Source organism: Paraplanobispora siamensis (assembly GCF_016863175.1).
GTDB lineage: Bacteria > Actinomycetota > Actinomycetes > Streptosporangiales > Streptosporangiaceae > Planobispora > Planobispora siamensis.
This window is the reverse complement of record NZ_BOOJ01000038.1, coordinates 1-23,249: the sequence shown is the minus strand read 5'-3', so window position 1 is coordinate 23,249 and position 23,249 is coordinate 1. Positions and strand designations below refer to the sequence as shown.

Below are 23,249 nucleotides of genomic sequence, written 5' to 3'. Positions count from 1 at the left end.
AGGCATGACGATCGGAGGAGTCGGGCAGTGACGGAGCAGACGGAGCCGAAGGTCGCGGACAACCCCGGGGCCGGGCGGTTCGAGATCACGGTGGACGGGACGGTGGCCGGCTTCGCCGAGTACACCCGGGCGGGTTCGAAGATCTCGCTCACCCACACGGAGATCGACCCGAGCTTCGAGGGCAGGGGGCTCGGCTCCATCCTGGCCCGCGGCGCGCTGGACGGGGCACGGGCGCAGGGACTGGGGGTGCTGCCGTTCTGCCCGTTCATCCGCGGTTACATCGAGCGGCACCCCGAGTACCTGGACCTGGTCCCCGCCGACCAGCGCGCCCGCTTCTCCCTGCCCGCGGACGGGCCGGACCCCGCCTGAGGCCCGGCCGCCCGGTCTTTCCGCCGCCCGTCGCGCGGTCCGGGGACGCTCCGCCGTACCGCGCTGGGCGGCGTGGAATGCACCATAATTTCGGTCATGACGGATTTTGCCGGGCTTGTCCGGGAAACCGCTGACCGCCTGGCGGTTCAGCACGTGGGTGTGGTGGTCGCCGCGGTCTCCGGGGAGGCCGTGGAGATCCACGGCGCCGGCCGGACGGGCGGCGAGCGGGACGGCGTGCCCGGCGCGGACACGATCTTCGAGATCGGCTCGGTGAGCAAGACGTTCACGGCGCTGGCGCTCGCCCGGCTGGCCGTGGCGGGCAAGGTCGACCTCGACGAGCCGCTGGCCGGACTGCTGCCCGAGGGGTCGCGCGTGCCGTCGCGGGACGGCGAGGAGATCACGCCGCGGCGCCTGGCCACGCACACCTCCGGGCTGCCGCGGCTGCCCAGGGGCATGCTGCTGAAGGCGCTGCTGCGGCCCTCGGCGCCGGACCCGTACGCAGGCTGCACCGCCGAGTTCCTGCTGGAGGGCCTGGCCAGGACCCGGCTGGGCGCCACGCCGGGACGCCGGTTCCGCTACTCCAACCTCGGCGCCGGGCTGCTGGGGCTGGCGCTGGCCCACCGTACCGGCGCCTCCTACGAGGAACTGGTCGCCAAGGAGATCTGCTCGCCGCTGGGCATGGCCGAGACCGGCATCACCGTGGAGGGCGGCAGGTCGGTGCGTCTGGCCCAGGGGCACGACCGGCGCCGCCGTCCCGTCCGGGCGTGGCACCTGGCCGACCTGGCCGGGGCGGGCGGGCTGCGCTCGACGGCGGCCGACATGGTCGCCTTCGTCCGCGCCCAGCTGGACGACGCCGGAGCGCTCGCGGAGGCCGTACGGCTCACCCGCGCGACCGAGCACCGGATCAGCCCCTTCTCCTGGACGCACCTGGGCTGGATGGGGCAGCGCCTGCACGAACGGCAGGGCGGCCATCTGCAGCTCTGGCACAACGGGATGACGGGAGGGTTCTCCTCCTTCACCGGGTTCGACCCGGAGAAGGGTGTGGCCGTCGTCCTGCTGTCCAACATGAACCGCTCGATGGACCGCCCCGCGTTCGATCTGCTCCGCGCCCTGCAGGAGGACCGCGCCTGACCGGGCGGCGGGGTCCCGTCAGGCGACGAGCGGGCGGGCCACCTCCAGCTCGTCGTGCTCGATCAGCCAGCGGACCGATTCGAGCACGGCGGCCTCCGGTTCGTAGCGCGGTGCGTAACCGAGGAGGGTCTCGGCTTTCCCGATGGTGAGGCAGTGGCTGCGGTGGAGGTGCTCCCAGCTCGTCTCGGCGTGCTCCGGGGTCGTGGTCCGGCGGAACTGTTCCCAGGTCACCGGTTCCAGCGACGCGCTCTGCCCGAACCAGCCGGCTGCCGTGTGGGCGTACCCGCGGACGTTCAGCGCAGTGGGGGCGACGACGTTGAAGTCCTCTCCCGCCGCCGCGTCCCGGTGCTCGATCGCCCGCTCGAAGGCCTGGGCGACGTCGTCGGCGTGCACGTGGTGCATCAGCTCGGCACCGCCGCCCGGGATCCGCAGCGGCTTCCCGGCCGAAAGCGCGGACCAGACCGCGGGGTCGAGGTTCCCCAGCGGGCCGATCGGGTGCCAGCCGGGACCGACGATGTGCCCGGGGTGCAGGGACGTGGTCACCAGGCCCCCGGAGGCGGTCTCCTCCTTAAGCATCCGCGCGATCCGATCCTTCTGGATTCCGTACTCCCCGAAGGGGGCGGTGCCCGTGGTCTCGGAGATCGGCAGCTTGTGACTGGGGCCGTAGCGCCAGACGGAACCGCAGTGCAGCAGGTGCCCGGTCCCGCCGCGGAGCCGTTCGACCAGCGCGGTGGCCGCCTCCGCGGTGAAACAGATCAGGTCGACCACGACGTCCGGGCTCAGCCCGGCCACCCTGGAAGCGAAGACGCCCTCACCGTCCTCCCGCTGCCGGTCGGCGGGGACCCGGCGCACCTGCTCCCATTCGGGAGCGTCGGCATAGGGGGCGCGGGTGCCCCGGCTGATGTTGATCACTTCGTGGCCGGCCCGCACCAGCCGGGGGACGAGGAATGTGCCGATGTGCCCACTCCCGCCGATAACGACGACTCGCATACTTATCCAATCGACGTCGGATGGGGTCGTCACCCCATCTTCACGGCATGCAGCCGCGACTCGGAATGGTCAACGTGTGATTCAGTCCGGGACCGACGCCCGTACGGCTACGCCACCCGAGAGGGCCCGGCGGTCCAGGTGTTGCAGTCACCGGGAGAGGCCTCGTCGAAGCCGGCGGCCAGGCACTCCGCCTGCACAGGTCGTACCGGCGGGTCTGCTCGTAGCGCTCCTCGGTGCTCCGGTGGGGCAGCTCGGCGCAGGCCTGCTGGGAGCCGGGGCGGGTCCGCATGAGACAAGGAGACTAGGGGACGGGGGAGAAGATGACCATGGTGGGGTCCGTGCGGGCCGGTCGCTAGATCTGATCTGGCGGCGGGCCGGGGGCCGTCTCGCGCCTGGAAGGTGAATGCCGAGACGGACGAAGGACAGATCATGGACGGACGAGTGACCGACCTGGCGGTGGAGACGTCGGGGCTGGTCAAGGTGTTCGGCGATACCCGGGCGGTCGACGGCCTCGACCTCACGGTGCCCGCCGGGACCGTGTACGGCGTGCTCGGCCCCAACGGGGCGGGCAAGACCACCGCGGTGCGGATGCTGGCCACCCTGCTGCGCCCCGACGGAGGGCAGGCCCGGGTCTTCGGCCACGACGTGGTGCGCGAGGCGGACGCCGTGCGCAGCCGGGTGAGCCTGACCGGGCAGTACGCCTCGGTCGACGAGGACCTGACCGGGACGGAGAACCTCGTCCTGCTGGCCCGGCTGCTGGGACACCGCAAGCCCGCGGCGAGGGACCGGGCCGGGCTGCTGCTGGAGGCGTTCGGGCTGAGCGAGGCCGCGGAGCGCCAGGTGAAGACCTACTCGGGCGGCATGCGCCGCAGGCTGGACATCGCCGCCAGCATCCTCAGCACCCCCGACCTGCTCTTCCTCGACGAGCCGACCACCGGCCTGGATCCGCGCAGCCGCAGCCAGGTCTGGGACATCGTGCGGGCCGTCGTCGCCCACGGCACCACGGTGCTGCTGACCACCCAGTATCTCGACGAGGCCGACCGGCTCGCCGGCCGCATCGCGGTCATCGACCACGGCCGGGTCATCGCCGAGGGCACGCCGGGCGAGCTGAAGTCCTCGATCGGCAGCGGGACGGTCCACGTACGGCTGCGCGATCCCGCGCAGCGTCCCGAGGCGCAACGGGTGCTCACCCACGCGCTGGGCGTGCCGGCGCACGCGGAGGCCGACCCGTTGGCGGTGACCGCCCGCGTCTCCGGCACCGGCAGTGAGTACGGCGCCGCGGAGGACGCCTCCCGCGTGCTCGCCGAGCTGACCGCCGCAGGCATCGTCGTCGACGACTTCTCCCTCGGCCAGCCCAGCCTCGACGAGGTCTTCCTGGCCCTCACCGACCGCCCCGCCGAGCCCGCCACCGAGGAGGCCGCAGCATGAGCACCCAGACGACCGCCCAGACGACCACTCAGACCCGTGTCGAGCCCGAGGCCGGGCAGAGCGCGGCGGTGACGTACGCGCCCGTGGCCGAGAACATCGGCGCCGTCCTGACCCGCGGGGACCGTCCGAAGCGGCCCAGCCCGGTGGCGGCGTCGACGGCGTTCGGGTGGCGGGCGATGCTGAAGATCAAGCACGTCCCCGAGCAGCTCTTCGACGTGACCGCCTTCCCGATCATGATGGTGCTGATGTTCACCTACCTGTTCGGCGGTGCGCTGGCGGGTTCGACGGAGGAGTATCTGCAGTTCCTGCTGCCGGGCATCCTGGTGACGAGCGTGATCATGACCACGATGTACACCGGGGTGGCGGTCAACACCGACATCGCCAAGGGGATCTTCGACCGGTTCCGCACGCTGCCCGTCTGGCGGCCGGCCGCGATGGTCGGCTATCTCCTGGGCGACGTGCTCAGGTATGTGCTCGCCTCGATCACGATGATCGTCGTGGGGCTGATCATGGGCTTCCGCCCGGCAGGGGGCGTGGTGGGCGTGGTGGCCGGAGCGGGCCTGCTGGTGGCCTTCTCGTTCGCCTTCTCCTGGATCTGGACCATGTTCGGCCTGCTGCTGCGCAGTGAGAAGTCGGTGATGGGCGTCAGCATGATGGTGCTGTTCCCGCTCACCTTCCTCAGCAACGTCTTCGTCGACCCCGCCACGATGCCCGGCTGGCTGCAGGTGTTCGTCGACGCCAGTCCCGTCACCCACCTCGTCTCCGCGGTGCGCGGGCTGATGGCCGGCGCCCCGGCCACGGGAGAGGTCGCCTGGGTCCTGGTGGCCGGTGCGGTGATCATGGCGGTCTTCGGCACGCTCACCATGCGGCTGTACAACCGCAAGTGATCACCCCTCACAGGCTCCACCGGATCTCGTGGCCGGGCTGGTAACGGCAGCTGGATCCGGTGGAGACGGCGGCGCGGAGATGGGCGGCGAGTTCGGGATGGAGCGGACCGAGTTTGCGCAGGGTGTCGCGGATGCGGGCGGTGACGGCCTTGCGGGCGCGCTCGGCCTCGTCGCCCAGCCGCCGCCCGCGCCCGCCGAGTCCGGTGGCGGCGCGCAGCTCGTTCAGCAGGGCCTCGCGCTCCCGGTCGTACTCCACCGCGCGGCGGTCGTCGCCCAGCTCCGCCGCCCGGTCGATCTCCTCGTCCAGCAGGGCCAGGCGCCGCCGGTAGCGGGCCCTGGCCTCGTCGTCGAGGACGAGGTCGCCGCCCATCCGCCGCGCGGCGACCACGACCTCGCCGCCCTCCGGATCGAGCAGCCGTACGGCGGGCACGTCGACGCCCGGCATGCTCAGCAGCGCGTGCAGGTCACGCAGGCCCTTGGCGTCGGGCACGTGCACCCGGCGCCCCCCGAAGGCCAGCGACCACACGGCGCCGTCCCTGCGGAACTCGTTCGTGACGGCCTCCGCGACGGCCTCGTCCCCACCGGCGCTCTCCCGATGGAACCCGTCCGCGGCGAACCCGTCCGGGACGGACCCGTTGACGCCCTCCCATCGGGAACCGGCGGCGAGGACGCGGTGGCCGTCGGCGCCCTCCCGGAGGGTTCCGGCCGCGGGGACGCGGTGTCCCGCCGTGGCCGTCTGCGCCGTCAGGTCGCGGGCGTGCCGTACCCGCCCGGAGACGTGCCGCATGCCGAGGTCGGCCGCCTCGCGTCCGACCTCGTCGAGCATCGCCGCCGCCGTGCGTGCGTCGCCGGGCTCTCCCCGGGCGAGAAGCGTCTCGGCGAGGTGGCAGCGGGCCTCGACCGACCAGGTGCGCGACCGGAGCCGGTCGGCGGACCGGCCGGCGGCGGTGAGCCGGGCGACCGCCTCCGCCCAGTGCTCCTGCGCCGCGTCGAGCAGGCCCAGCCAGAGGTCGACGGGCCCGCTGATGTCGCAGCCGTACATCGACACCATCCACTGCCCGCTGTACGGCTCCAGCGCGGCGCGGGCCCGGTCGCACAGCTCCGCGTCGCGGGACGCGGCCGCCGCCTGGGCCAGGAAGCGCAGGCCCAGCGGCGCGAGGTTGCGCGGATAGGGCTCCTGCCCCGGCCTCTCCTCCGGCAGGAGCTGGAGCGCGGTTCCGACGTCGCCCCGCTGCAACGCGGCCACGCCCTCCAGCAGGTCGGGGTGGGAGTGGCCGTGCTCCAGCAGGCCGCGGCGCAGCCGCCGCATCTCCTCGAAGCGGCCCTGGGGGATCAGGGTCGACCAGAGCAGCTGGTCCGCCATGGCCAGCAGGCCGGGGTGCGCGCCCTCGCAGAAGCCGGGCAGGCCGCGGTCGAGGTGCTCGTGCGCCTCCTCGAAACGGCCCTGCAGGGTGCAGACGATGTTCTTGTCGATGAACAGGGCCTCGGCGAAACGGGGCGTGCCGTGGCGCTCGGCCAGGGAGACGAACGCGCCGTACTGGTCGAGATAGGCGGGGTCGCCCAGCTCCAGCAGGGCCACCCAGCGCAGCGAGGACGCCAGGAGCTCGGTGTCGCGGTCTCCGGTGCGGCGCGCCACGTCCATCAGCTCGTCGACGAGCTTGACCCGCTCAGCGGCGGTGCCCAGCCCCCAGATCGTGTCGTGCCGCGCCCACAGGCCGAACATCAGCTCGTCATCGTCGTCGTCGCGCCGGGCGAGCATGAGGACGTGGACGGTCAGCTCCTGGGCGAGGTCGTCGGGCGACCTCGACGTGCCGGGGTCGTCGCCGACCAGCTTGGCGTAGGCCTGCCTGAGCGTCCCGTCCCGCAGCCGGCCGGCCCGCTCGTCGTGGTCGCCGGTCTGGTGGAGGGTGAGCGCCGCGCGCGCCAGCAGCTTGCCGTCGTCGAGGTCGCGGGCGATGGCGACGCCCTGTTCGAAGGCCTGCCAGGCGCCCTCCCGGTCACCCTCGTGACGCAGGTGCCGGCCCAGGTCGAGCGCGATCAGGGCGCGGCGGACCGGGTCGTCGGCCACCTCCAGCGCGCGGCGGCAGTGCCCGATGGCCTCCTCGACGGCCATCCGGGTGCTCGCGTCGCGCGCCGCGGCGAGCAGGTGGGTCACCGCGCGGGCCGGTTCGAGGGCGTCCCCCGCGAGGTAGGCGTGCCGGGCCAGGTCGCTGGGGAAGACCCGCCGGGCCAGCTCGGGCGTATCCTCGAGCGCGCCCACCACCCCGGCGTGCCGGCGGCGCGCCTCCTGCTCGCCCAGCTCGTCGTAGAGCGACTCGCGGACCAGGTCGTGCGCGAAGGCGAAGCGGCCGTCCTTCCGCGCGACGACGAGCCGGGCGGCCACCGCCTGGCCGAGCAGCCGGTCCACCTCGGACAGCGGGACGGACCCGGCGGCCGCCAGGACCTCGCGGTGGAACTCCCGGCCGAGCACGGCCGCGGTGGTGAGCAGCCCGGTGATCGCCGGGGGCAGCAGCGACAGCCTGCGCCGCAGGGCGTCGTGCACGCCCGGCGCCGTCGCGGTGACCGGGCCGCCGCCGTGCCACAGCCGCGCCGTCTGCTCCACGAAGAACGGGTTGCCGCCGGTGCGGCGGTGCACCTCGGCGACCAGTTCGGCCTCCGGCTCGCGGCCCGCCGTACGGGCCATCAGCGCCCCGACCTCCTCGTGACCCAGCCCGGTCAGCGTCACCGTCGTCGCCTTCGCCGTCAGCGAGGTCAGCATCGGCCGCAGCGGGTGGTCCGTCGCCTCGGTCTCGGCGTCGCGGTAGGTGCCCACCAGCAGCAGCCGCTCGAACCAGGTGTGCTGGGCCGCGAACTCCAGCAGCTTGAGCGAGGCCACGTCGGCCCAGTGCAGGTCGTCGAGGACGACGACCACCGGCCGGTTCTGCGAGACCGACACCAGCGCGGCGGTCACCGCGTCGTAGAGCTGGAAGGCCTCGGTCTCCTCGCCACGGCGCGACTCGCCCAGCAGGATCGACAGACCGGCGCCGGCCGCCTCCTGGGCCGCGGACCACTCTCCGGGGCCGGCCCCGCGCCGCAGGGCGCGCACGACCTGGACCCAGGGCCAGTAGCCCGGCGCGCTGTCGGAGTCCCAGCACGAGCCGCCGAGGACCAGCGCCCCGCGCCGCCGCGCCTCCTCGGCCGCCTCGGTCACCAGCGCGGTCTTGCCGATGCCCGCCTCTCCGGTGACCAGCACCAGGCCGCCGTGGCTGTCGGTCACGCGTCCGATCTCGGCGCGCAGGACCCCGGCGGGATGATCTCGTCCGATGAGCGCAGATGTCATATCGAGATCGCCGTCTCTGACGCGGTAGGCATGGCATTTCGACCGTATCCGTTCCCGCCGACAATTCTCCTCTCCCCGCCCCTCCCGCACGCCGGGGCACGGCCCGGGGATACGGCGTCGGGGGTACGACCTCAGGGGTACGACCCCGGGCGGACGGCGCGCTCCTCCCGGCGGAGAGAGCCTCCGACGACGGTCGTACTCCGCCGGCGGAAGTCGCACCCCGGCACTGACCGCTCAGCCGAGGCGGCCGCGGACCGGGCCCCGGCAGGGTGATCCACATGTCCATTTCACCCATCCGCGGCGCCCTGGCCGTCGCCGTCGCCGTGCTCGCGCTCGCCACCCCCGCCGTCGCCGCCCCCGCGGCCGCCGCGCCCACCGCCGCCGGGCCCGCCGGGGGCGGCGCCTCCGCCCTCGCGCTGCCCGAGCCGACCGGGCCGCACCCGGTCGGCACGACGACCCTGCACCTCGTGGACGACTCCCGCCCGGATCCGTGGGTGCCCACGGTGAAGTCGCGCGAGCTCATGGTCTCGCTGTGGTACCCCTCCCGGGAGTCCCGCGGACGCAGGGCGCCGTACATGACCGAGAAGGAGGCGGAGCTGCTGCTGAAGGAGAACGGCGTCGACGGCATGCCCGCCCGGCTGCTCAGCGGGACGCGGACCAACGCGGTCACCGGCGCCGCGCCGCTCGGGCGCCGGCGCGGCCTGCCCCTGGTCGTGCTGTCCCCGGGGTTCGGCGCCCCCCGCACCTCGCTGACGGGGCTGGCCGAGGACCTGGCGAGCCGGGGGTACGTCGTGGCGGGGATCGACCACACCTACGAGGCCGCCGGCACGACCTTCCCCGACGGCCGCACCACCACCTGCGTCGCCTGCAGGGCAGAGGATTTCGGCTCGAAGACGACCAGGGGCCGGGCGGCCGACGTGTCCTTCGTGCTCGACCGGCTGACCGGGGAGGACCCGGCCTGGAAGCACAGCGGGCTGATCGACCCGTCCCGGATCGCGATGGCCGGTCACTCCATCGGCGGCAACAGCGCCACGTGGACCATGCTCAACGACCCCCGGGTGCGCGCCGGGATCAACATGGACGGCAGCTTCTGGATCCCGGTCCCCGGCAAGGGGCTCTCCCGGCCGTTCATGCTGCTGGGGGCCAGTGAAAGCCACGAGCCGGGCGGTACGGACCCCAGCTGGAAGCGCGACTGGCAGCGGATGACCGGCTGGAAGCGCTGGCTCACGGTCGACGGCATGGGTCATCTCTCCTTCACCGACTACGCGCCGCTGATGGCCGGCCGGATCGACTTCGAGGGCTTCGGCACGCTGCCCGGAGACCGCTCGATGGAGATCACCCGCAGGTACGTCGCGGCCTTCCTCGACCTGCACCTGCGCGAGCGGCCCCAGCGGCTGCTCGACGGCCCGTCCCGGCGCCATCCCGAGGTCCGGTTCTGGCGCTGACCCGCGCCGGGCGCATACCTAATCCGGGCCGCCGGGGACCGGTCGGATCAGGTATGCGTGACGGATTCGGTCTCCTGCGGATCTCCGTAGCGTCGTGACCCGTAAGGAAGAACGTCCCACGGTGACGGGAGCAGGAAGATGACGGACTTCACCGCGCTGGCCGAGCAGTACATCGCCCTCTGGAACGAGACCGGCCCGGCCCGCCGCAAGCTGATCGACGCCCTGTGCGAGGAGGACGTCGCCTACACCGACCCGCTGGCGGCGGTGCGGGGCCGCGACGCCCTCGACGGCCTGATCGGGGCCGTGCAGGAGCAGTTCCCCGGCATGGTCTTCCGGCTCGGGGGACCGGTGGACGGCCACCACGACCTGGCCCGCTTCACCTGGCACCTCGGTCCCCGGGACGGCGAGGAGATCGTGGTCGGGTTCGACGTCGTGGTCGTGACGGACGGCCGGATCGGCGCCGTGCACGGCTTCCTCGACAAGGTCCCCGCCGCCGCCTGAGCGGCCCGGCCCCGGCGGTCACGTCGCCGGGGCCATCTTCAGCATCTCCACGTAGTGCGGGTTGTACATGACGCCGAGGATGTTGCCGAAGGGGTCGACCACCGAGGCGGTGACGAACCCCGCACCGCGCTCCACGGGCGGCTCGTACTCCTCCGCCCCCAGCGACAGCAGCCGGTCGAAGGCCCCCTGCAGGTCGTCGACGTGCCAGAACGTGACGGCCCCCGACGGGACGTCCGGCCGGCCGGCCGGTGCGTACCGGCTGTCGATGATGCCCAGCTCGTGCTGGTAGTCGCCGACGCGGAACTCGACGTATCCCAGGCTGCCGTCCGGGTTCTTCCGGTTGAAGTACGGCTCGATGCCCAGCACCTCGGTGTACCACCGCGTCGCCGCCTCCAGGTCGGTGGCGTAGAACGAGATGGTGGCGAATCCTCGCAACATCTGAGGTCCCTCCGTCGTGGGGTCACAGGCCCCGTTCGGCTGATGAGAACCATTCTTCGCCTCAAAGTGCTCATCGAATGAGCACTTTTATGGCGAGAATCGATCCATGCGCGCCGACCGCCTCGTGGCCACCCTGTTGCTGATGCAGTCCCGCGGCCGGGTCACCGCCGCCGAACTGGCCGGGGAGCTGGAGGTGTCGGTGGCCACCGCCCGCCGGGACCTGGAGGCGCTTTCGGCCGCCGGGGTCCCGGTGTATCCGCAACCGGGCCGGGGCGGCGGATGGTCGCTGGTGGGCGGGGCCAGGACCGACCTCAGCGGCCTCACCGAGACCGAGGCCCGGGCGCTGTTCCTGCTCGTCGGCCCGGCGGCGTCGGCCTCCCCGGCGGTCAAGTCGGCGCTGCGCAAGCTCGTGCGGGCACTGCCCGGCACGTTCCGGGCCGAGGCCGAGGCCGCGGCGGCCGCCGTCATGGTGGGCCCGGTGCGCTGGGGAGAGCGCGACCAGGAGCGCCCCGAGGTCGTGGAACTGCTGCAGACCGCCGTCGTGCGCCGGCTCAAGGTCCGCCTGACCTACGACGGCCGGATGCGCGAGCGCACGCAACGGCTCGTGGACCCCTGGGGCCTGATCGACAAGGACGACGTCTGGTACCTCCTGGCCGGGACGGAGAAGGGACAGCGGACCTTCCGGATCGACCGGATCGCCGAGGCCGTGATGACCGATGAGCCGTTCGAACGGCCCGGCGACTTCGAACTGCCGCAGGCGTGGAGGCGGGTCGTGGACGAGGTGGAGCGGCGGCGCTCGCTCGTCTCGGCGACGGTGCTCGTCGGCGCCGCCCACCTGTGGATCCTCCGCGACCAGTTCGGACGTCACTGCGAGACCGGCGAGACCTTCGACGACGGGCGCGTCCGCGTCCGCCTGGCGGCGCCCACGGCCCTGGACATCGCCCGGCACCTGGCGGGCTGGGGAGCCCTCGTCGAGGTCGTGGCCCCGGACGGGGTCCGCGCCGAGCTCGCCAGGATCGGCGCGGAGCTCACCGGGCACTACGGCCGGGGCGGGGACGAAGGACCGGGGACGGCACCGGCCGGTGACGGGGGCGGCGGGGTCGCGGGGGGAGGGGCCGATCCGCAGACCTATCGGATGAGGTGTCGATCCTCAGACTGACATCGGACCTTTCCGTTAAGCCCCAGGCCACCGGCGCGCTCGGATCTTGACCGGGAAGTTTACGGGATGTTGCCGTGGGAGCGCTCCCAAATTTTGAGCCGAATCTGTTGTATCCGGCCCCGGGCGCCGCTACGGTAGCCACAAATGAGAATTCAAGGATGGAATGTCGCGGCCCGGGGATCCCCGCGCGAACGCAACTCCTGAGACGCGACGAGAATCGTTGCAACAATGACGGCGAAAACAGCAGTTATTTCCGCACGGTAATTCATGCTGCCCGACGCACCGCATTGACCGGCAACCGGGCCGGTCGCGTCCTCCGCAGACCGTGCGCGCGGCCGGCCCCGCGACCCGGGTCCCGGCACGCCTACGCGGGCCCGCCGACCGGCCCGTGGCCCGCCCGGCGGGCGCGCCCGAGCCGCTGTCGGGGGCGTCCTCCTCGCCCCCGACAGCCAGGACGCCCGGACTCATGACGACGGTTTCCCTGATCATCCCGTGCTACAACGCCGCCAGGACGCTGCGCTTGTGCCTGGAGTCGGCGCTGGCCCAGACCCGGCCGCCCGACGAGATCGTCGTGGTGGACGACGCGAGCACCGACGACTCCGCGCGGATCGCCCGGGAGCTCGGCTGCCGCGTGGTGAGCCTTCCCGACAACCGCGGCGTCTCGGCCGCCCGCAACGCCGGCGTCGACGGCACGGACGGGGACGTCGTCTTCTTCCTCGACTCCGACGTGGCGCTGCGGCCCGACGCGGTCGCGAACGCGCTGGAGATCCTCGACCGCGACCCCGGATGCGGCTGCGTGCACGGCGTCTACGACACCGAGCCGCTCATCGACGACGGGCCGGTCGAGCGCTACCGGATCCTGCACGCCGTCCACTGGCGCCGCCGCCACCTGGGCGAGGTCAACGGCGTGGTGTTCGCCCTGGCCGCCATCCGGCGCGAGGCGCTGCTGGCGGCCGGACGGCTCGACGAGAGCCTGCGCGACTCCGAGGACGTCGAGTACGGCAGCAGGCTCTCGGCCCGCTGCCGCATCGTGCTCACCGACAAGGTGATGGGCCGCCACGACGACGGGAGCCGGCTGCTGCCGATCCTCGCCGAGCAGTGGCGGCGGGCCCTTCCGCTGATCCCGCTGCTCGTGGTCGCCGCCTCCCGGGACGGCGGGAAGCCGGAGCACGCCAACCGCCCGGCGGGGATCCTCGCCTGCGCGCTCGCGCTGGCCGGGCTGCCGCTCGGCCTGGCGCACCCCGCGCTGCTCGCCGTACCCGCCGCGATGGTCCTGTGGTTCGTCCTGGCCGATCCGCCGCTGCTGAGGTTCGTCCACCGGGAGCGCGGGGCGGCCTTCACCGCCTACTTCATGGCCGTCCACCTCGCCGTGCACGTGGCGCTCGTCGCGGGGCTGGCCGCCGGTTGCCTGCGCGTGCCCGCGGTGCTCCTGGACCGGACGAGAAGGGTCGGGCCGGAGGCGTACGAGAAATCCGGGGCCGGATGACCGGCCGCCCAGATGGTTGAAAAGCGAAATAACCCGATCGGGAAAGGAAACTGATCCCTCGGGAAAATAATGGCCCGGTGAACGGCCTTCCCGGGCGCCGCACGTCATAAGGCTGTGAATGCGAATGCTCCCCCTGGTCTCCGCTGCGAAGGCGCCGCTCGACCTGTCCCGCCCCGCCGGAAAACCCGCTCTGACATCGGATGAAAGGTTCCGGACCTCATGACGGCGCGCGGTGGCGTCCCGCCGTCCTCCCCGCCCCTCGACGGCCGGGACGTCCCAGGAGAGCGTCCGGACCGCGACGGCGCGCCGGCCGCCGCCCGCGGCTGGGCCTCCCACCTGTGGTGGATCTCCCTGCTCGCCGGGGTGGCGGGCTTCGCCTTCGTCTGGCTGGTCATGCCGCACGGCCGGGAGGCCGAGACGGTGTGGGAGTTCGCGGCCAAGCTGCTGGCCTTCGCCCTCCTGTGCTGCGCCGTCGCGTTCTTCCCGTGGGTGTCGTGGCGGCAGCACTGGCTGCTGTACGTGCCGTTCGTCTTCTTCACCGGCTACGTGATCCCGCGGATCAGCTACTTCTACTACGGCGACGTCGGGCGCGTGCAGGACGACAGCTTCTACACGCACCTGTACCTGCTGCTCTATCCCGGGATCGTGCTCACCGCCGCGGCCGCCTACCGGGTCGGCGGAGGACCTCCGGGGCGCTGCCTGAAGATCGCCTTCAGCGGCATCGTCATCGTGTTCTCCGGCCTCCTCGACATCATGTGGCAGCTGGTCAACCCGGTGGAGATCCCGGCGACCATCGACGCGCCGCACATCACGGTGTTCACCGGGGGACCGATCTCCTTCGGCGCGACGATCCTGTTCGCCCTGGCGCACATCCCGATCGTCATCGTGATCAACCTGCTCCCGCTGGACCGCTGGATCGGCCGCCTGCCCGGGGCGGAGCGGTTGACCGCGGATCGGGCGAGGTGAGGCCCATGACCTCCGCCCGCCCACCACGAGACCCCGTACCCGGACCCGGTTGGGAGGAACGGCCGGACGCCCACGACCCGCCCCGCACCGTCGAGGTCTCGGTGGCGGCGCCCGCCTACAACGAGGCGGCGAACATCGCCGCGTCGGTGACGGAATGGCGGCGGTATCTGGAGGGGCACCCCGCGGTCGGCGCGTGGGAGATCGTCGTGTGCGACGACGGGAGCACCGACGGGACCGGCGACATCCTGGCGGACCTGCAGGAAGAGTGCCCGCAGCTCGTCGTCGTCTCCTTCGGCCGCAACCGCGGGGCGGGCGCCGCGATCGCCGCGGCCATCGCCCATACCCGGATGGACTGGGTCGTGCTGCTGGACTCCGACGGCCAGTTCCCCATCGCCAACCTGGAGCTGTTCCTGGCGGGCATCCTGGCCGATGAGGGGCCGGCCTTCTCCGGGGCGAGGATCAGGAAGGCCGACGGCCTGCCGTACCGGTGGGGCTCGGCGGCCAGCGGCGCGGTCAGCAACGCCCTGCACCGCACCCGTTACCGCGACTTCAACTCGATCTTCAAGGTGGTGTACGGCCCGCTGTTCCGCTCCCTGCGGCTGGAGTCGGGCGGGATGAACTGCTCCACCGAGATCACCGCCCGGGTCGTCGAGCTCGGCCATGACTGGATCGAGGTGCCGATCGAGCATCGGGAGCGCGGCGGCGGCAGCCGGGGATGGCGCTTCTGGCGCGGGGCGCGCGACCGGGCGCTGTTCGTGGGCTACCTCGGCTACCGCCGGTGGCTGCAGCGCCGGGGCGTGCTGCGCGTCTCCGCCGCCGAACCGGCCCAGGAAGCGGCCTCCGCCGAGTCCGTCCGGGGAGCGGCCTTCGCAGAACCGGCCCAGGGAACGGCTCTGCCCGAACCCGGCCGGGGAGTGGCTTCGGCCGCATCCGGCCGGGGAGCGGTCTCCGCCGGGGTCGCCTCCGGCGCGGCTCCCGCGGCCGTGGAGAAGGCCCGATGAGCCCGCGGCGGTCCGGCCGGGCGGCCGTGACCCTGTTCGGGGGCGGGCGCGGCGGGGCCGGGATCGCGCGAGAGCTGCTGCGGGCGCCGGGGATCGACCTGTCCGTGGTGATCAACGGGTACGACAACGGGCTGTCCACCGGGGCGCTGCGGCGATACCTGCCCGGGATGCTCGGCCCTTCGGACTTCCGCAAGAACCTCCTGCTGCACCTCGACGGCGGCGACCCCCGGCAGGCCGCGATGACCGCGATCCTCGAACACCGCCTGCCGCCCGGCGCCACCCGGCGGGACCTGAGCGACCTCATCGACTCCCTCGCCTTCCCCGCCGAGGGCGGGCACCGGGAGGCCGCGGCCTGCCGGACGCTCACGGCCCACCGGAGGTTCGCGGCCCTGCCGCCGCGGGTGCGGGCGGCGATCGTCCGTGATCTGACCGTCTTCCGGCACCGGCTCGACAGCCGTCCGGACGGGCTCGACCTGGCCGACTGCGCGCTCGGCAACCTCGTGTTCGCCGGGGCCTACCTCCGCCTGGGCGGCGACTTCAACGCCACGATCCGTTCCTGCGCCGAGACCTTCGAGTCACCGGCCCGCCTGGTGAACGTGACCGGCGGCGAGAACGCCTTCCTGGTCGCGCTCAGACGCGACGGCCGGATCCTGGCCGACGAGGCCGACATCGTCGCCCCACAGGACGGCGCCGCCATCGCCGAGCTGTTCCTGATGCGCGAGCCGATCTCCTCGCGGCGCCGGGCCGAGCTGGAGGCCATGGCCGCCGAACGGCGGCGGCGGGCCCTGGCCCGCGGCGGCGCCAGGGTCTCGCTGAGCCAGGAGGCCCGGGACGCCGTCGTGCACGCCGACCTCATCGTGTACGGCCCCGGCACCCCGCACTCGTCGCTGCTGCCCAGCTATCTGACCCCGGGGATCGCGGACGCGATCGCGGCGAGCCGGGCCCGGGCGAAGGTGTTCGTCGTCAACATCCGCGACGACCACGACGTCCGGGGGCTGAGCGCGGCCGACCTGGTGGACCTCACCCTGTCCTACCTCGGGGACCCGCGCAACGAGCGGCGTACGGTCACCCACGTCCTGTGCCACCGGCCCGCGACGCCTGCGGCCGGGACCCCGCAACCACCGCCGGAGGTGGCCGCCGGAGGCGTCCGGGCGGGAGTGCGATGGGTCGTCGCCGACCTGGAGGACCCCGAACGGCCCGGCGCGCACTGCGGCCGCCGTACCTTCACCGCCCTCACCGCCCTGGCCGGCGTCGCCGGTGAGGCCACCGTGCTGAGCGCCGGATGAGCGCGGCACGGACCCCGGCCACGGAGAGGGCCGAACCGGCCGGGGCCGTCGAACGGATTGAGCAGGTCGGGCCGGTCGGGCCGATCGAGACGGTCAGGGCGGCCGGAGCGGCCGGGCCGATCCGGCCGGCCGGGGTGATCGGCGGGCGGCGGGTCTGGTTCTGTGATCTCGACGGGACGCTGGTGGACTCCGGCCCGGTCCACGAGGTCGCGTTCCGCGAGGCGATCGCGCAGCTCGCGCCCGAGCTGCTGGCCTCCTTCCGGTACGACGCCCACGCGGGCGCGAGCACCCGCGAGGTCGTGACGGGCCTGGGCGCCGACGGCGCGCTCGCCGAGCGGCTGATCCGCTGCAAGCAACGGCTGTACCGCGAGCGCGTCGCGGCGGGGGCGGTGCCCGTCCTGCCCGGGGCGCACCGGTTCCTGCGCCACCTGGCCGACCGAGGCCACACCGCGTACCTGGTCACCGCGGGCAGCCGCGGGTCGGTCGAGCGGGTCCTGGCGGCGTGCTCGCTGGACGAGTACTTCCGCGACGTGCTCACCGGCGACGACGCCCCGGTGAGCAAGCCGGACCCCGGGTTCTACCTGCACGCCTGCCTGCGCTGGGGCGTCGGTCCGGCCGAGGCCGTCGCGGTGGAGGACTCCGGGCACGGGGTGGCCTCCGCCCTCGGCGCCGGGCTGGTGACGTTCCAGGTCGGCCGGGCCGTACCCGTCCCCGGAGCGATCCCGGTCCGGGACCTGGACGGGGTCCTGGCCCTCCTGCGGCCGCAGGGACGTGGCGGTGGACCGCAGGAGATCGGCGGTGCGCGGATCGGTGATGAGCGGGGCAGCGATGGGGGAGACGGCGGTGGGGGAGACGGCGGTGGGAGAGACGGCGGTGGGAGAGACGACGATGGGTGACGGGCGCGTGTGCGCGGTGATCCCGGCGGCCGGGCGCGGGACCCGGCTCGGCGCGGACATCCCGAAGATCATGGTGGAGGTCGCCGACGGCGTCACCGTGTGGCATCTGCTCAGCCGCCGGCTGAGGCCGTGGACCGAGCACATCCACGTCGTCGTCTCCCCCGAGGGCCATGCCCCGTTCCTGCGCCTGGCGGCCGGGGAGATCGAGAGCGGCGCCGTCTCGGTGAGCGTCCAGGACGAGCCCCGCGGCATGGGGGACGCCGTCTTCGGGGCCGCCGGGCACTGGGAGACCTACGACTCGATCCTGGTGGTCTGGGGCGACCAGGTGAACCTGTCCGCGGAGACCGTCGGCAGGGTCGTGCGGGCCCACCGGAGCGCGACCGCCGGAGGCAGGCCGGGGCTCACCGTGCCGCTGGTGCCGATGGCCGAGCCGTACGTCGAGTACGAGGTGACGGACTCGGGCCTGGTGGAGGTACGGATGTCCCGTGAGGGCGACGCGTGCCGGCCCGGCGGGCTCAGCGACGTGGGGATGTTCTGCCTCGGTGCGGACGGGCTGCCGGCGGAGTGGGAACGCTACCTCGCCGGTGCCGTCCCGGGGGCCGTCACCGGCGAGGTGAACTTCCTGCCGTTCCTGCCCTTCCTGTCGCAGGAGCGCGGATGGCGGATGACGGCGGTGCCGGTCACCGACCCCGACGAGGCGCGCGGCATCAACACCAGGGCCGATCTGGAGTTCGCCCGCCGGGCGTTCGCGCGATGCGGGAGCTGACCGCGGCGCGGCTCCTGCGCGACCGCCGGTGGGCGGCCGGGCCCACGCTGGTGAGCGCCGTCGCCAGCGGGACGGCCGCCGCGACCACGCTCCTCATCGCCCGCGGGGCGGGCGCGGCGGCGTTCGGCCACTTCACCCTGGTCCTGTCGATCGCGCTGATCGTGGCCGTCGGCATGCTGATGAGCCTCAACTACGTCATGTACCAGGAGCTGCCCCGCGCGGACGCCCCGGACCGCCCGGCGCTGACCACGACGGCGTTGCTTTCCACGGCGGCGCTGGGAACGGTCCTGACCGTCGCCGGCGTGCTGGCGGCCCCGCCGCTGACGGCCCTGCTCGGCGTCGACTTCCGCACGCTGTGCTTCTCCCTGGCCCTGGCCCTGGCCCTGACGGCGAACCAGCTGACCGAGAGCTTCCTGCGGGGCCTGAAGCGCTACGCGCTGACGGCCGGGCTCAAGCTCGCCGTCGCCGTGGCGTACCTGGGGGTCTCGGCGTACTGCCTGCTGGTCCTGGAGATCAGGGACGCCGAGCTCTACCTCGTCGCGCTGATCGCCACCAACTTCGTCTTCGCCGCCGTGGCCGTGACCGGCTTCGAGGTCGTCCCGAAGTCCTGGTCACCGGCGCTGGCGCGTTCCCTGTACCGGCACGGCGCCTACGTGACCGCCGTCACCGCCCTGACCACCGTGCTGTTCGGGATCGATGTGATCTTCCTCAACCACTGGGCCGGCCGGGCCGACGTCGGGGTGTACTCGGTGTACAACGGCTTCCCCAAACGGCTGCTCGGCGTGGTCTTCACCGAGGGGATCGGCCTGGCGCTGCTGCCGGCGATGGCCACGATGGACAAGCCCGCCCTGCTGCGCCGCATCCGCCGCATCGCGCCCGCGGTGGGCGCGGCCACCGCCGTCTTCGCGTTCGCGGCCAGCGCGGTGTTCTTCCTCCTGCTGCGCGCGGAGTACCCGTACGAGCCCGGCCTGATGGCGCTGTCGGCCGCGGGGATCGGCGCGCACACGGTCTTCAACCTCTACTCCGTCGCCCTCCTGATGGACGGGGTGCGGGGTGCGAAGGTCCTCATCACCTCCCTGGCCGCCGGGATGCCCGCCGGGCTCGCCTGCCAGGCGGCGCTGACCGCCTGGCAGGGCCTGACCGGGGCGCTGGTGGCCTTCACGCTCGTCAATCTCGTCCTCATCGTCGCCGTGGTCGCCGTCGCCGCCCGGGTGTACCGGCCGGCCGGCGCGCCATCCGCACCGGAGACCGCATCATGAAGATCGCCTACATCATTAACCAGTTCCCGCCCAACATCACCGCCGGGCTGGGCCGCTACGCCGAGGAGATCACCCCGCACCTCACCGAAGGCCACCGGCTGAGCGTCTTCACCCTCAACGACGGCCACCAGCCGGTGCACGAGCGGCGCGACTCCGTCACGGTGTACCGGCCGCTCGGCCGCCTGCTGGGCGCGATCGGCCGCCGCCGGCGGCTCAACCGCACCCGCCGGACCGAGTTCGCGCTGCTGGCGCTGAACGTCATGGTGAGCAACTGGCGCTACTTCCTGCGGCTGCGCCGGGCCGCCGAGCGCCCCGACCTGGTCACCGTGCACGACTCGACGAACATCCTGTCCGGTCTGCTGTGCCACTACGCGCTGCGCCTGCCGATCGTCTTCCACGTGCACACCACCGAGTACGGCATCGCCCCGCGGCGCGGCACTGTCGACCCGTTCGGCCTGGTCGCCGCCGCCGAGCGCTGGCTGGGGCGGATCGCCCGCCGCGTCGTGGTCGCCACGCCCGAGGTGCGCGAGCAGCTGATCGCCGCGGGCTGGAACCGCAAGACGATCGAGGTCGTCCCCCTGGGCGGGACGTTCGAGCGGGTACTGGCCGACCCCGCCTTCGACCGCGAGGAGCTGCGCTCCGGCGCGGCCGCCCTGCGGGACAGGCTGGGGATCCCGGCCGAGGACAAGATCCTGCTGTTCGTCGGCCGCATCGAACGGCAGAAGGGCGTCTACCAGCTGCTCGATGCGATGCCGCGGATCGCCGCCGCCGTCCCCGGGCTGCGGCTGGTCATCGTCGGCGAGGGCGACGAGGCCGGTGTCCGGCGCATCGTCGGGAGCGCCGGCCTGGACGGGCGCGTCATGACCTCCGGCGGCTGGGTCGAGGGCCGGGAGCTGCTGGAGTACTACGAGATGGCCGACGCCTGCGTCTTCCCCTCACTGTTCGAGCCGTTCGGGCTGGTGGCGACCGAGGCCATGGCGCTGGCCCGGCCGGTGATCCTCGGAGACGGGTTCTCCCGGATCTTCATCGGCGACGATCCGGCCAGGCCCGCCGTCCGGTTCGTACGCAGCACCGACCCCGACGACATCGCCGACACCGTGATCGAGGTCATGACGAACCCGGCGCTGCGCCGGGCCCTCGCCGCGCGCGGGGAACGCCATGTCCGGGAGGAGCTGAGCTGGGCCCGCACCGCCGAGGAGACCCTCACGGTGTACCGGGCGGCCCTAGAGGGTTCCGGAGCCTGACGAGGCCGGGACCGGGGCTGAGGCCGGGGGCGGGGTCTGGGTCTGGGCCGGGGTGGGGGGCGGGGTCTGGGCCGGGGTGGGGGTCGAGGTCGAGGTCGGGAGCGGGGTCTGGATCTGGGTCTGGGCGGACGGGTCGCGGTGCACCGTACCGTTGGACGCGTGCGCGTCGACCCGGCCGCGCAGTCCCCGCAGCGTGATGTCCCCGTTGCGGCTGTGGACCGTGACGTCGAGGCCGCGGGGGACGTGCAGGACGTAGTCGGTGTGGTCCTGCGGCGTGTCCCGCAGTGAGGTGCACACCAGGGACTCGTCGCAGATCTGGCCGATCGTGAGGGACCCGCCGCCCCACGACTCCGCGCGGGGCGTCCCCCTGCGGGCGGCGCGTCACCAGGACCTCGCCGCCGTCGATCCCGACGATCTCCACGTCCCCGTGGTCGGCGGTGACGTGGAGGCTGTCGATGCCCGGGAAACGCTCCGGCTCCTCCAGGCTCCCCCCACCTCCGGCGGAGAGGCTGACGATCACCACGATCGCGATCAGCAGGGGAAGGCCCGCCAGGCCCCACACCAGGTAGCTCCTCTCAGCGTCGAAGGAGTCCGCAGGACCGGTCGTCCACATGAGCCGGGTGCCCCTTTCCCTCTGTGCCGGTCCCTCTGTACGGGCCGTTCTGCGCCGGTCCTCTGTATCGGAACCGACGCCTCAGGTGTACGGCACGCCCCATGCACACCGGTTGCCGGCCGCTTGCAGAACCTCCCCTCCGGCCCCGCGGGGAAGCACCGATCCCGCGTCCGCGCAAGGCGGCGGCCGGTCCGGGGCCGCCTCATCCGCCGCGGGTGATGCCGCGGCGGTGTCCGGGGGTGAGGATCGCCGCACCCGCCGTCACATCGATGGGAGGCCGCGCATGTCCGGTCAGCGGCAGCAGGAGGAGACGCGTAACGCGGCCGGGAACGGAGGGAGGGAACGTCCCCGGCCCGTACCCGAAGCCGTGAAGGCCCCGGCGGAACGGGCGGCGGCGGCACGGGCCGCGCGCAAGGAGATCCCGCGGCGGGAACACGCCCGGTGGGAGCCTCCGGGCGACCGCGTCGACCCCATCACGCACCTGGCGGCGCAGGAGGCCGATCGGGTGCCCTGGCTGCTGCCGGTACGGCACATGCGGATGGCGGAGTCGCCGTTCGCCTTCTTCCGGGGGGCGGCGGCGCCGATGGCCGCGGACCTGGCCGGTACGCCCGTCACCGGGATCACCGTCCAGCTCTGCGGGGACGCGCACCTGGCCAACTTCGGCACGTTCGCCTCCCCCGAGCGCCGCCAGGTCTTCGACCTCAACGACTTCGACGAGACACTGCCCGGCCCGTGGGAGTGGGACGTCAAGCGGCTGGCGGCCAGTTTCGTGGTGGCGGGGCGCGACAACGGCTTCAAGGACGCCGAGAGCCGTGCCGCGGCCGTGCAGGGGGTGACCGCCTACCGTACGGCCATGTCCACCTTCGCCTCCTCGTCCGTCCTGGACGTGTGGTACGCCCAGGCCTCGCTGGATCTGATCAAGAGCATGCTGGTGGTCGACAGGTACCGCAAGCAGTTCGCCCGGGCCGAGAAGAAGGCCAGGCAGCGCACCAGCGCCCGCGCGCTGACCAGGCTCACCGAGCAGGTCGAAGGGAGCCTGCAGATCCGCAGCGACCCGCCGCTGCTCGTGCCGCTGCGGGAGGTCCGCGACGGGGAGACGCGCGAGACGTTCCGGCGCTACGTGGAGGAGAGCTTCACCGGATACCTGGCGTCGTTGCCGCGCGACCGCCGGCACGTGCTGTCGCATTTCCGGATGATCGACATGGCGTTGAAGGTGGTGGGGGTGGGCAGCGTCGGAACGCGCTGCTTCATCGCCCTGATGCAGGGCCACGATCACGACGAGCCGCTCTTCCTGCAGGTCAAGGAGGCGGGCCCGTCGGTGCTCGAGGCGCATCTGCCGCCCAGCGAGTTCCCCCACCGCGGGCAGCGGGTGGTGGAGGGCCAGCGGCTGATGCAGGCCAGCAGCGACATCTTCCTGGGGTGGTCCACGGGCCCGCAGAGGGACTACTACTGGCGTCAGCTCCACGACATGAAAGGCGCGGCCGAGGTCACGGAGATGAATCCGGGTCAGCTGGGACGTTACGCCACCCTGTGCGGCTGGACGCTGGCGCACGGCCACGCCCGCTCCGGCGACGCGATCGCGATCGCCGCCTACCTCGGTTCGGGCGACACTTTCGCCGAGGCGGTGGGGGACTTCGCCGTGGCGTACGCCGACCAGACGGAGCGCGACTACACCGCCTTCGTCGAGGCGGTCAAGGACGGCCGGATCGACGCCGACCCCGGGACGGCACACGCCGCCTTCGGCTAGAGGGGGCGTTCTGGAGCGGCGGGCGGGTACGGCGGTGCGGGCCGTGGGGCGTGTCCGTGGTGATGGATTCGTCCGTAGGTATGTCCGTGGTGGGGCGAGTCTTGCCCACCCGTGAGGCGCGTCCCCGGTGGGCCGGGTGTTGCCCGCCCGGGCTGTGCCCAGAGCCGAGCGTGTCTGTGACGTCAGAGCGCTGGCCACGTCAAGGCGTGACGAACGCCGGGTGTTGCCCATCCGTGGGACGTGTCCCCGGTGGGCCGGGTGTTGCCCGCCCGGGCTGTGCCCAGAGCCGAGCGTGTCTGTGACGTCAGAGCGCTGGCC

Annotated in this window: 20 protein-coding genes; 16 read left to right on the top strand and 4 right to left on the bottom strand. The window is 73.1% G+C overall.

The window, feature by feature from the left end:
- The first annotated feature begins 27 nt into the window (after nucleotides 1–27).
- Nucleotides 28–369 (top strand): GNAT family N-acetyltransferase, encoded by a 342-nt coding sequence (locus tag Psi01_RS23945; protein ID WP_204066326.1) that lies wholly within the window; start codon nucleotides 28–30, stop codon nucleotides 367–369.
- A 96-nt stretch (nucleotides 370–465) separates the two neighbouring features.
- The gene (locus tag Psi01_RS23940) at nucleotides 466–1,500 is read left to right on the top strand and encodes a serine hydrolase domain-containing protein (RefSeq protein WP_204066325.1); all 1,035 of its coding nucleotides are present in this window, start codon (nucleotides 466–468) and stop codon (nucleotides 1,498–1,500) included.
- Between the two features lie 18 nt (nucleotides 1,501–1,518).
- Here the strand turns inward: Psi01_RS23940 and Psi01_RS23935 are convergent, their stop codons facing one another.
- Nucleotides 1,519–2,490 carry an NAD-dependent epimerase/dehydratase family protein gene (locus tag Psi01_RS23935; RefSeq protein ID WP_204066324.1) on the bottom strand — a complete coding sequence of 324 codons (972 nt, stop codon included), beginning with the start codon at nucleotides 2,488–2,490 and terminating at the stop codon, nucleotides 1,519–1,521.
- 429 nt (nucleotides 2,491–2,919) lie between these two features.
- On the opposite strand from Psi01_RS23935, the gene Psi01_RS23930 reads away from it, so the two are divergent.
- Nucleotides 2,920–3,918: an ATP-binding cassette domain-containing protein gene (locus Psi01_RS23930; protein ID WP_204066323.1), complete on the top strand. Its 999-nt coding sequence runs from the start codon at nucleotides 2,920–2,922 to the stop codon at nucleotides 3,916–3,918.
- On the top strand, nucleotides 3,915–4,805 hold the full coding sequence (locus Psi01_RS23925; protein ID WP_204066322.1) for an ABC transporter permease: 891 nt from the start codon (nucleotides 3,915–3,917) through the stop codon (nucleotides 4,803–4,805). The genes Psi01_RS23930 and Psi01_RS23925 overlap by 4 nt, the downstream gene beginning before the upstream one ends.
- 7 nt (nucleotides 4,806–4,812) lie before the next feature.
- On the opposite strand, the gene Psi01_RS23920 is transcribed toward Psi01_RS23925, so the two are convergent.
- Nucleotides 4,813–8,124, bottom strand: coding sequence for an ATP-binding protein (locus tag Psi01_RS23920; protein ID WP_204066321.1), 3,312 nt, complete (start codon nucleotides 8,122–8,124; stop codon nucleotides 4,813–4,815).
- Nucleotides 8,125–8,402: 278 nt separating this feature from the next.
- On the opposite strand from Psi01_RS23920, the gene Psi01_RS23915 reads away from it, so the two are divergent.
- Together Psi01_RS23915 and Psi01_RS23910 are read left to right on the top strand one after the other, a co-directional pair.
- Nucleotides 8,403–9,569 carry an alpha/beta hydrolase family protein gene (locus Psi01_RS23915; RefSeq protein ID WP_204066320.1) on the top strand — a complete coding sequence of 389 codons (1,167 nt, stop codon included), beginning with the start codon at nucleotides 8,403–8,405 and terminating at the stop codon, nucleotides 9,567–9,569.
- Between the two features lie 138 nt (nucleotides 9,570–9,707).
- Nucleotides 9,708–10,070: a nuclear transport factor 2 family protein gene (locus Psi01_RS23910; RefSeq protein WP_204066319.1), complete on the top strand. Its 363-nt coding sequence runs from the start codon at nucleotides 9,708–9,710 to the stop codon at nucleotides 10,068–10,070.
- A gap of 18 nt (nucleotides 10,071–10,088) precedes the next feature.
- Here the strand turns inward: Psi01_RS23910 and Psi01_RS23905 are convergent, their stop codons facing one another.
- Nucleotides 10,089–10,508 carry a VOC family protein gene (locus Psi01_RS23905; protein ID WP_204066318.1) on the bottom strand — a complete coding sequence of 140 codons (420 nt, stop codon included), beginning with the start codon at nucleotides 10,506–10,508 and terminating at the stop codon, nucleotides 10,089–10,091.
- Between the two features lie 106 nt (nucleotides 10,509–10,614).
- Here Psi01_RS23905 and Psi01_RS23900 point away from each other — a divergent pair, with 106 nt between their 5' ends.
- The 9 genes from Psi01_RS23900 (at nucleotide 10,615) to Psi01_RS23860 (ending at nucleotide 20,571) form a co-directional block, all read left to right on the top strand.
- Nucleotides 10,615–11,667 (top strand): helix-turn-helix transcriptional regulator, encoded by a 1,053-nt coding sequence (locus Psi01_RS23900; protein ID WP_204066317.1) that lies wholly within the window; start codon nucleotides 10,615–10,617, stop codon nucleotides 11,665–11,667.
- A 466-nt stretch (nucleotides 11,668–12,133) separates the two neighbouring features.
- Nucleotides 12,134–13,153 (top strand): glycosyltransferase family 2 protein, encoded by a 1,020-nt coding sequence (locus Psi01_RS23895; RefSeq protein WP_239127973.1) that lies wholly within the window; start codon nucleotides 12,134–12,136, stop codon nucleotides 13,151–13,153.
- Between the two features lie 219 nt (nucleotides 13,154–13,372).
- On the top strand, nucleotides 13,373–14,119 hold the full coding sequence (locus tag Psi01_RS23890) for a hypothetical protein (RefSeq protein ID WP_239127972.1): 747 nt from the start codon (nucleotides 13,373–13,375) through the stop codon (nucleotides 14,117–14,119).
- Nucleotides 14,120–14,124: 5 nt separating this feature from the next.
- Nucleotides 14,125–15,120, top strand: coding sequence for a glycosyltransferase family 2 protein (locus Psi01_RS23885; protein WP_239127971.1), 996 nt, complete (start codon nucleotides 14,125–14,127; stop codon nucleotides 15,118–15,120).
- Nucleotides 15,117–16,406, top strand: coding sequence for a 2-phospho-L-lactate transferase CofD family protein (locus tag Psi01_RS23880; protein ID WP_204066316.1), 1,290 nt, complete (start codon nucleotides 15,117–15,119; stop codon nucleotides 16,404–16,406). Before Psi01_RS23885 ends, Psi01_RS23880 begins: the two co-directional genes overlap by 4 nt.
- Nucleotides 16,403–17,302 (top strand): HAD family hydrolase, encoded by a 900-nt coding sequence (locus Psi01_RS23875; RefSeq protein ID WP_204066315.1) that lies wholly within the window; start codon nucleotides 16,403–16,405, stop codon nucleotides 17,300–17,302. Before Psi01_RS23880 ends, Psi01_RS23875 begins: the two co-directional genes overlap by 4 nt.
- Nucleotides 17,295–18,068 carry an NTP transferase domain-containing protein gene (locus Psi01_RS23870; protein WP_239127970.1) on the top strand — a complete coding sequence of 258 codons (774 nt, stop codon included), beginning with the start codon at nucleotides 17,295–17,297 and terminating at the stop codon, nucleotides 18,066–18,068. The genes Psi01_RS23875 and Psi01_RS23870 overlap by 8 nt, the downstream gene beginning before the upstream one ends.
- Entirely contained in the window at nucleotides 18,056–19,327 is a 1,272-nt protein-coding gene (locus tag Psi01_RS23865; protein ID WP_204066314.1) for a lipopolysaccharide biosynthesis protein, read from the top strand. The genes Psi01_RS23870 and Psi01_RS23865 overlap by 13 nt, the downstream gene beginning before the upstream one ends.
- Nucleotides 19,324–20,571 carry a glycosyltransferase family 4 protein gene (locus Psi01_RS23860; RefSeq protein ID WP_204066313.1) on the top strand — a complete coding sequence of 416 codons (1,248 nt, stop codon included), beginning with the start codon at nucleotides 19,324–19,326 and terminating at the stop codon, nucleotides 20,569–20,571. Before Psi01_RS23865 ends, Psi01_RS23860 begins: the two co-directional genes overlap by 4 nt.
- On the opposite strand, the gene Psi01_RS23855 is transcribed toward Psi01_RS23860, so the two are convergent.
- On the bottom strand, nucleotides 20,551–20,868 hold the full coding sequence (locus Psi01_RS23855) for a hypothetical protein (protein WP_204066312.1): 318 nt from the start codon (nucleotides 20,866–20,868) through the stop codon (nucleotides 20,551–20,553). The genes Psi01_RS23860 and Psi01_RS23855 overlap by 21 nt on opposite strands.
- 599 nt (nucleotides 20,869–21,467) lie before the next feature.
- Here Psi01_RS23855 and Psi01_RS23850 point away from each other — a divergent pair.
- Complete coding sequence (locus Psi01_RS23850; protein WP_204066311.1) at nucleotides 21,468–22,931, top strand: DUF2252 domain-containing protein; 1,464 nt, start codon at nucleotides 21,468–21,470, stop codon at nucleotides 22,929–22,931.
- The last annotated feature ends 318 nt before the right edge of the window (nucleotides 22,932–23,249 follow it).

What these genes read in the sequence shown, in the direction of transcription:
- Psi01_RS23940 (WP_204066325.1), top strand. Translation starts at nt 466, where the DNA reads ATGACGGATTTTGCCGGGCTTGTCCGGGAAACCGCTGACCGCCTGGCG.
- Psi01_RS23935 (WP_204066324.1), bottom strand. Translation starts at nt 2,490, where the DNA reads ATGCGAGTCGTCGTTATCGGCGGGAGTGGGCACATCGGCACATTCCTC.
- Psi01_RS23930 (WP_204066323.1), top strand. Translation starts at nt 2,920, where the DNA reads ATGGACGGACGAGTGACCGACCTGGCGGTGGAGACGTCGGGGCTGGTC.
- Psi01_RS23925 (WP_204066322.1), top strand. Translation starts at nt 3,915, where the DNA reads ATGAGCACCCAGACGACCGCCCAGACGACCACTCAGACCCGTGTCGAG.
- Psi01_RS23920 (WP_204066321.1), bottom strand. Translation starts at nt 8,124, where the DNA reads ATGACATCTGCGCTCATCGGACGAGATCATCCCGCCGGGGTCCTGCGC.
- Psi01_RS23915 (WP_204066320.1), top strand. Translation starts at nt 8,403, where the DNA reads ATGTCCATTTCACCCATCCGCGGCGCCCTGGCCGTCGCCGTCGCCGTG.
- Psi01_RS23910 (WP_204066319.1), top strand. Translation starts at nt 9,708, where the DNA reads ATGACGGACTTCACCGCGCTGGCCGAGCAGTACATCGCCCTCTGGAAC.
- Psi01_RS23905 (WP_204066318.1), bottom strand. Translation starts at nt 10,508, where the DNA reads ATGTTGCGAGGATTCGCCACCATCTCGTTCTACGCCACCGACCTGGAG.
- Psi01_RS23900 (WP_204066317.1), top strand. Translation starts at nt 10,615, where the DNA reads ATGCGCGCCGACCGCCTCGTGGCCACCCTGTTGCTGATGCAGTCCCGC.
- Psi01_RS23895 (WP_239127973.1), top strand. Translation starts at nt 12,134, where the DNA reads ATGACGACGGTTTCCCTGATCATCCCGTGCTACAACGCCGCCAGGACG.
- Psi01_RS23890 (WP_239127972.1), top strand. Translation starts at nt 13,373, where the DNA reads ATGACGGCGCGCGGTGGCGTCCCGCCGTCCTCCCCGCCCCTCGACGGC.
- Psi01_RS23885 (WP_239127971.1), top strand. Translation starts at nt 14,125, where the DNA reads ATGACCTCCGCCCGCCCACCACGAGACCCCGTACCCGGACCCGGTTGG.
- Psi01_RS23880 (WP_204066316.1), top strand. Translation starts at nt 15,117, where the DNA reads ATGAGCCCGCGGCGGTCCGGCCGGGCGGCCGTGACCCTGTTCGGGGGC.
- Psi01_RS23875 (WP_204066315.1), top strand. Translation starts at nt 16,403, where the DNA reads ATGAGCGCGGCACGGACCCCGGCCACGGAGAGGGCCGAACCGGCCGGG.
- Psi01_RS23870 (WP_239127970.1), top strand. Translation starts at nt 17,295, where the DNA reads ATGGGTGACGGGCGCGTGTGCGCGGTGATCCCGGCGGCCGGGCGCGGG.
- Psi01_RS23865 (WP_204066314.1), top strand. Translation starts at nt 18,056, where the DNA reads ATGCGGGAGCTGACCGCGGCGCGGCTCCTGCGCGACCGCCGGTGGGCG.
- Psi01_RS23860 (WP_204066313.1), top strand. Translation starts at nt 19,324, where the DNA reads ATGAAGATCGCCTACATCATTAACCAGTTCCCGCCCAACATCACCGCC.
- Psi01_RS23850 (WP_204066311.1), top strand. Translation starts at nt 21,468, where the DNA reads ATGTCCGGTCAGCGGCAGCAGGAGGAGACGCGTAACGCGGCCGGGAAC.